The organism is Pseudodesulfovibrio sp. JC047 (assembly GCF_010468615.1).
In the GTDB taxonomy this organism is placed as follows: Bacteria; Desulfobacterota; Desulfovibrionia; order Desulfovibrionales; family Desulfovibrionaceae; genus Pseudodesulfovibrio.
Genome location: NZ_WUEH01000031.1, coordinates 21,026 through 27,207, shown reverse-complemented (window position 1 = coordinate 27,207; position 6,182 = coordinate 21,026). Strand labels below are relative to the sequence as shown.

Annotated in this window: 5 protein-coding genes; 2 read left to right on the top strand and 3 right to left on the bottom strand. The window is 51.2% G+C overall.

Features of this window, described 5'->3' with window-relative positions; all coding sequences use genetic code 11:
• Positions 1 to 257: hypothetical protein (locus tag GO013_RS17065; protein ID WP_203529667.1), on the top strand; the 257-nt coding region annotated here is incomplete at its 5' end.
• 10 nt (positions 258 to 267) lie between these two features.
• Here GO013_RS17065 and GO013_RS15530 read toward each other — a convergent pair.
• From GO013_RS15530 to GO013_RS15520, 3 genes are all read right to left on the bottom strand, one after another.
• A complete protein-coding gene (locus GO013_RS15530; RefSeq protein WP_163812734.1) occupies positions 268 to 2,325 on the bottom strand; it encodes a ribonucleoside triphosphate reductase in 2,058 nt (685 codons plus the stop codon).
• Positions 2,273 to 2,956: an anaerobic ribonucleoside-triphosphate reductase activating protein gene (locus GO013_RS15525; protein WP_163812732.1), complete on the bottom strand. Its 684-nt coding sequence runs from the start codon at positions 2,954 to 2,956 to the stop codon at positions 2,273 to 2,275. Before GO013_RS15525 ends, GO013_RS15530 begins: the two co-directional genes overlap by 53 nt.
• A gap of 605 nt (positions 2,957 to 3,561) precedes the next feature.
• The gene (locus GO013_RS15520) at positions 3,562 to 4,776 is read right to left on the bottom strand and encodes a mechanosensitive ion channel family protein (RefSeq protein WP_163812730.1); all 1,215 of its coding nucleotides are present in this window, start codon (positions 4,774 to 4,776) and stop codon (positions 3,562 to 3,564) included.
• A gap of 165 nt (positions 4,777 to 4,941) precedes the next feature.
• On the opposite strand from GO013_RS15520, the gene GO013_RS15515 reads away from it, so the two are divergent.
• Positions 4,942 to 6,135 carry a metallophosphoesterase gene (locus tag GO013_RS15515; RefSeq protein ID WP_163812727.1) on the top strand — a complete coding sequence of 398 codons (1,194 nt, stop codon included), beginning with the start codon at positions 4,942 to 4,944 and terminating at the stop codon, positions 6,133 to 6,135.
• Positions 6,136 to 6,182: the final 47 nt, after the last annotated feature.

The window sequence follows — 6,182 nt, the reverse complement described above, 5'->3', positions numbered from 1 at the left end:
ACAAAAAAACGGCCCCCGCCGGGAGGGCATGGAAGCGGTTCGGGTGCGCAGCACCCACCCTGGCTCCGCGCCAAAGGCGCATTCTTCTCTTCTCTTATCTTCTCTTCATTCCAGAAAGCATCGCCGCTGCAAGCGGCATCCTCACCTTCTTAAAAGGCCGGCTGCTCGAAGCCCAAAAGTGCAAGACCCCTACCCCCGAAAGGGTAGAGGCCTCACATCCCACTATCCTCAAGCCCTCATTCCTCAATAAGGCTTGAGAAAAATATTTTAATTACACAGACAATCGCTGAAAACCACACGATCAGAATACTCGGCCTGTTTTCCCTTGTTCCAACGAGATATTGGCCGATAATAACCGACGATACGAGTGTAGACTTCAGTATCCTTGCCGCAGGTCGGGCATTCGAAATGCTCGCCCAGAATGTAGCCGTGCTCCTTGCAAATCGAAAATGTCGGCGTGACTGAAATGTACGGAATCTTGGTCTTGCTGAACGCTTTTAAAATGAAGTTCTTGAGCGCGGTCGGGTCTGCCACCGCTTCGCCGAGGAAAGTGTGAAAAACTGTTCCTCCAGTGTATAGCGGCTGCAATTGGTTCTGGTGCTCCAAGGCGTAAAGAACGTCTTCGGATATGCCGACAGGCAATTGTGTAGAGTTGGTGTAGTAGGGCGTTCCGTTTCCTTGCGCCTGAATATCCGGGTACAAGGACTTGTCGATTTTGGCCAATCGGTAACTGGTCCCTTCGGCGGGTGTGGCTTCCAAGTTGTACAAGGAGCCGGTCTCTTCCTGAAAACGGGCTGTGATGCGCCGCAGATGGTTGAGCGTGCGCCGCATTAACCGGACACCCCCCTCGGTTTCAATCCCTTTGCCAATGAGGTTTAGGCAGGCTTCGTGCCCACCGAGCAGACCGATGGTGGAGAAATGCCCCTTGTAGCCGTTCTTGAGATAGCGTTTTGACCACGGGAACATGCCCGCTTCGAGGTTACCGTTGATGACCTTGCGTTTGTATTCGAGCGAATCTTTGGCCAATTCGGCATATTCTTCGACCAGATCGAGAAAATCGTCTTCGGATTGTGCCAGATATGCCAACTTGGGCAGGTTCAGAGTGACAACGCCGATGGACCCAGTCAGGTCGCCGGCACCGAAGAGTCCACCTGTTTTGGTGCGTAATTGCCGTAAATCCATTTGGAGACGACAACACATGGACCGTACATCTTCCGGATTGAGGTCCGAACTGATGAAATTCTGGAAATACGGAACACCGTATTTGGCCGTGAGCTTCATGAGCGATTCGCCGATTTCCGATTCCCAGGGAAAGTCTTCGGTAACGTTATATGTCGGAATCGGGAAAGAGAAGATACGGTCACTATGATCGCCTTCGAGCATGACCTCGATATAGGCCCGGTTGATCATGTCCATCTCTTCCTGGAAATCGGCATAGGTTAAGACGTCGTCATAGACGCCGCCAACAATGATCGGTTCCTTGGCGATATGCTTGGGAGCTACCAGATCAAATGAAAGATTGGTGAACGGAGACTGGCCGCCCCAGCGCGATGTGGTGTTCAGGTTGAAAATGAATTTTTGCATACATTGACGGACTTCCGGGTATGTCAGGTTGTCTGCCTTGACGAATGGTGCCAGATAGGTGTCCACGTTGTTGAACGCCTGCGCTCCGGCCCATTCGTTTTGCAACGTGCCGAGAAAATTGTTCATCTGGCCGAGCGCGGTGTCAAAATGTTTGGCCGGACCGGCAGATGCGCGTCCTTCAAGGTTGAAGCCTTCAAACAGCAGATCCCGTAAGGACCAGCCAGCGCAATAACCCGCCAGTCCGAATGAAAGATCATGAATATGAAAATAGCCGTGCTCATGCGCCAGTCGAATTTCTTCGGGATACTTTTCCAATGTATAGCGAGCCTGTACCGTGCCGGACAGGTGAAGCATCAATCCCTGAAACGAATGCGTCATGTTCGCATTTTCATTGACCCGCCAATCATCTTGATCAAGGTAGGTGTCGATGACGTCCTTGATGTTGAGATACGCCTCTTTTTCGCTTCGAAGCTGACGCCGCTGCTCACGATACAGGATGTATTTCTTTGCGATTTCGTACTGCCTGGATTCCATGAGAATCTGCTCAACCATGTTCTGGACATGCTCCTGTTCGGGGATGTCCATATGGCTGAGTCTTTGCTCAACTTTTTTTGCAAGGCGTTTGGAGAGAATCGGGTCCTTGATGCCGCTGGCACTCAGGGCTTTGAAAATTGCCTGGGCAATCCGGTTAGTTGACCACGTCTCCAACCGGCCGTCTCTCTTCATGATTTGGCTGGGCATCTTCCTGTTTCCTCCTTGGTGGCACGAATTCTTGGATGGTCAAAGTATAGCCTTCTGGCAGGTAACTGCGTGTGATATTCAGGTCCGCTTCTGTCAGTCCGGGAACCTGGGTACATCTGAAATAGAAGGCGTCCGTGGTGGCTTCCGCCATTTCGAAAATGCGTTCCATGTTGGCCCGTGCTGCAATTTCAGACACGGCTTTGCCGGTGAGGGCGGGGTATTTGGCCCACGGTCCCTTGACGTCAACGGCAAAGGTATCAACAAGTCCGTTTTCCAACAATTCTTTGACAACATCCGGGCGCATTCCGTTGCTATCCATTTTGATGGGAAGGCCGTATTTTTTGAGTTCCACCAGGAGCTTGCTGACGCCTGGAACTGCGGTCGCTTCTCCACCGGAGACGGTAATGCCATCGAGCCATCCGGCGCGGTCTCTGAGATATGATTTGATGTGCGCTGCATCAATGACAGGCAGGGACTGCATATCCCAGGCGAGTTCAAAATTGTGACAGGTCGGGCAATGCAGATTGCAGCCTCCCAAGAAGATGATGCAGGTGGAACGTCCTGGCCAGTCGCACAGGCTGAGATTTTCAAATCCTCGAACATATTGCCAAATTCCTGCGTGTGTCTTCATTGCAGATTCCTTTTCGCTTCGCAGATAAAAACACTGCGAGAATGGTTTTTAGTAGTACCGGGTACCCTGATTTTGAGCTTTAATTCCGTTCAGGCTCAGAGGGCTTTGAGAAGGGAAAACTGCTGCAGGTACGTGACGGCAAATGTATCTCAGCCAAATGATTTTGTACAGGGGGTTCCTGAAAAATATTTGATTACTCATATAAATTTATACAGATAATGACGATTTTCAGCAATTAATCAAATTTTTAAAAAGTTATTCACAAGTCTAAAATGTATGAAAGCTCGGAATATCTACGTTTTTATCTAGATTAAGTTTAGAAAAAAAATAATCATGTGGGGGCATGGACCGGTTTTCGACAGGATGAAATGAGGGTCACCGGCTGGAGGCAGGCTGGGATGGCGTGAAAAATGACGGCACACAACGGTTCATTGCGGCGGCATGGGAAAAGAAGGAATTCCACAGGGAAAAAACGTGAAATTGTCCCTTTTTTCCCCTGTGATCAGAAAGCTCTGGGTTGGTGCGCGTTCGTGCTGTGTCAATCATTTTTTGAGGTTTTTCTGTCTGAAAAAGTGGCGTGAATTTTGAATATCGCTCATCCGATTTTAGGTGACGTTGCGACCATCAACCAAAGCGTTTCTTTGGTAGGCCTTGAGTTCAAATTCTGGGAGTGCTGCAAGCAGGTGGTCCATGATATCGGATTGGACTCCCTCAAAGGCAACCCAGTCGGTTTTTGAGGTAAAACAGTAGATTTCAAGAGGAACGCCTGCGTCGGCTTCGGGTTGAAGCTGGCGAACGATCAGGGTCATGTCCTGTCTGACCAGAGGGTGAGTCTGAAGGTATTCCAGCACATACCGTCGGAATAGGCCTATATTGGTCAGGTGCCGACCATTGAGTTTCGAGGTCGGGTCGGCCTTGGATCGTTGGTTGGCCTCGGTTATTTCGGCTTGTCGAGTCGTGATATACTCGGTGAGGGATTGCACCTTGGAGAGTCGTTCGATCAGGTTTTGATCGGCGAAGGTGACGGAAGAAAGGTCGATCTTAATGGAGCGTTTGATACGGCGTCCGCCTCCATCGGTCATGCTTTTCCAATTCTTGAATGAGGTATCCAGAAATTTATAGGTCGGGATGGCCGTAATGGTTTTGTCCCAGTTTTGAATCTTGACAGTGTTGAGAGCGATGTCCACCACATCGCCATCCGCGTTCATGGCGGGCATTTCAATCCAGTCACCCTTGTTGAGCAGGTCGTTGGCAGAAATTTGTATGCCTGCAACGAGAGACAGGATGGTGTCGCGAAAAATCAGCATGATGACAGCCGTCATGGCACCAATACCGGAGAGCAGCCCCCACGGCGATTTGCCGAGGAGGATAGAGACCACCGCGATGCTTCCCAATATGTAGATGAAGAGTTTCACCAATTGGACATACCCTTTGATGGGGCGTCGATTGGCGATGTCGAATGTTTGGTAGAGTCGGGCCAGACTGTTGATGAAGCGGACCAACACCAGAATGATTGCAACGGCCAGGTACGCGTAGATGGCGTCATCCAGAACGTGTTTTATTTGGGGAAAAAGTTCCAGTCCCCAGAACAGGACTGGGGCGGGGGCCAGGAGCGCGGCCCGGGAAAAAAAGCCTTCCTCCATGAGAATGTCATCGATTTTGCTCTTGGTCCTTCGGGCAAATGCGTGGGCGATACTGACCAGAAGAGCGCGGGCAATGATGAAGGTGAACATGGCTCCCAACAAGAGCAGGCCGGTTTTTGCCGCCATGTCCAGCAGGGGATTGCTTTCGATCAGGATAATCGGGGTCGTGAATGTCATGATGTGCTCCTTGTACGTTACGCCAATCCCATCTATTTATCAGAGAATTGACAGCTTGAGAACCGGAGAGGGAGGGAACGTCCCTGGTGATTTCAGAAATTTGACAATTGGTAGAATGTCCCTCATGTCTGATAGATTGGAAACAACCTATGGAGCGGTACCATTATGATGTATTGGGTCGTCGGAGTCCTGACAGTCATTTCCCTGATAGTGCTCTATCTTGGATGGCGGCTGATCGAGCCGCTGTCCATAGGGCGCAAACGCAAGCTGACCTTGTGGGGAGCCTTGGCTTTGTTGTTGTTCGGCCATCGGGTGACATGGTTTTTGCACCGGACGAACGTGTATGAGTGCATGGTTTGTGATTCCATCGACTGGGTCGCTTTTACTTTTTTCGGATTCATCTCCATCCTCATTTTCTTCATGCTGGCCCGAGACATCCCCCGGATGATCGGGGCGTTTGTGTCAGGGGTCAAGAAAATGTGTACCCGTCGCAGTCGTCGTCCCTATTTTACCGGACCGGATATGCGTCGTCGTCGATTTTTGCTTAACGCGTCAAACGGGGCCTTTGTGGCTGCAGCTCTGCCATTGACTGGATACGCTGTTTTCACGGCACGAAGCCGTCCAACCGTGGTGCGAAACATGCTTCCTGTGCCGGGCCTGCCTTCCGGGTTGGACGGATTCACCATTGCCCAGGTTTCAGATACCCACATCGGTCCGACGATTCGAAAGGCATGGGCGCGCATGGTGGTTGACGAGGTCAATCAGCTTGCTCCTGACCTGATCGTGCATACCGGCGATCTGGTGGATGGGTCTGTGGATGGTCTCAAGGATGACATTGCTCCCATGGCTGACTTCAAGGCCCCGTATGGCGTTTGGTTTTGTACTGGCAATCATGAGTATTATTCCGGGGTTCACGAATGGTTAGCTGAGACCCGACGGCTTGGAATCAGACCACTGGTCAATGAGCATACCCTTGTTGACACGGGGGCGGGACGGATTTTGTTGGCTGGAGTGCCGGACATCACGGGCTATCGTTTTGAGCCGAGCCATGTTTCGTCTCCGGCCCAGGCCCGGGAAGGGGCACCGGATCACGATGTGTCCATCCTGTTGGCCCATCAGCCCAATTCCGTTCATGACGCGGCCCGAGCTGGATATGATATCCAATTGTCCGGACATACCCACGGCGGACAATATTTCCCGTACAATTTTATGATTCACCTGTTTCAGGATTATGTCCGAGGATTGTATATCCATGACGGTACGGTCTTGTACGTCAACACCGGCACCGGGTACTGGGGACCACCCTTGCGACTCGGAACATTCCCGGAGATAACGTTGCACACCTTGCGCAGCGTGTGATTCCCCGTTGTTTCAACCATACCCATTGGAGGGTGCGGGCATCGCTT

Coding starts and splice junctions, on each gene's coding strand:
- GO013_RS15530 (WP_163812734.1), bottom strand. CDS start 2,325: ATGCCCAGCCAAATCATGAAGAGAGACGGCCGGTTGGAGACGTGGTCA.
- GO013_RS15525 (WP_163812732.1), bottom strand. CDS start 2,956: ATGAAGACACACGCAGGAATTTGGCAATATGTTCGAGGATTTGAAAAT.
- GO013_RS15520 (WP_163812730.1), bottom strand. CDS start 4,776: ATGACATTCACGACCCCGATTATCCTGATCGAAAGCAATCCCCTGCTG.
- GO013_RS15515 (WP_163812727.1), top strand. CDS start 4,942: ATGATGTATTGGGTCGTCGGAGTCCTGACAGTCATTTCCCTGATAGTG.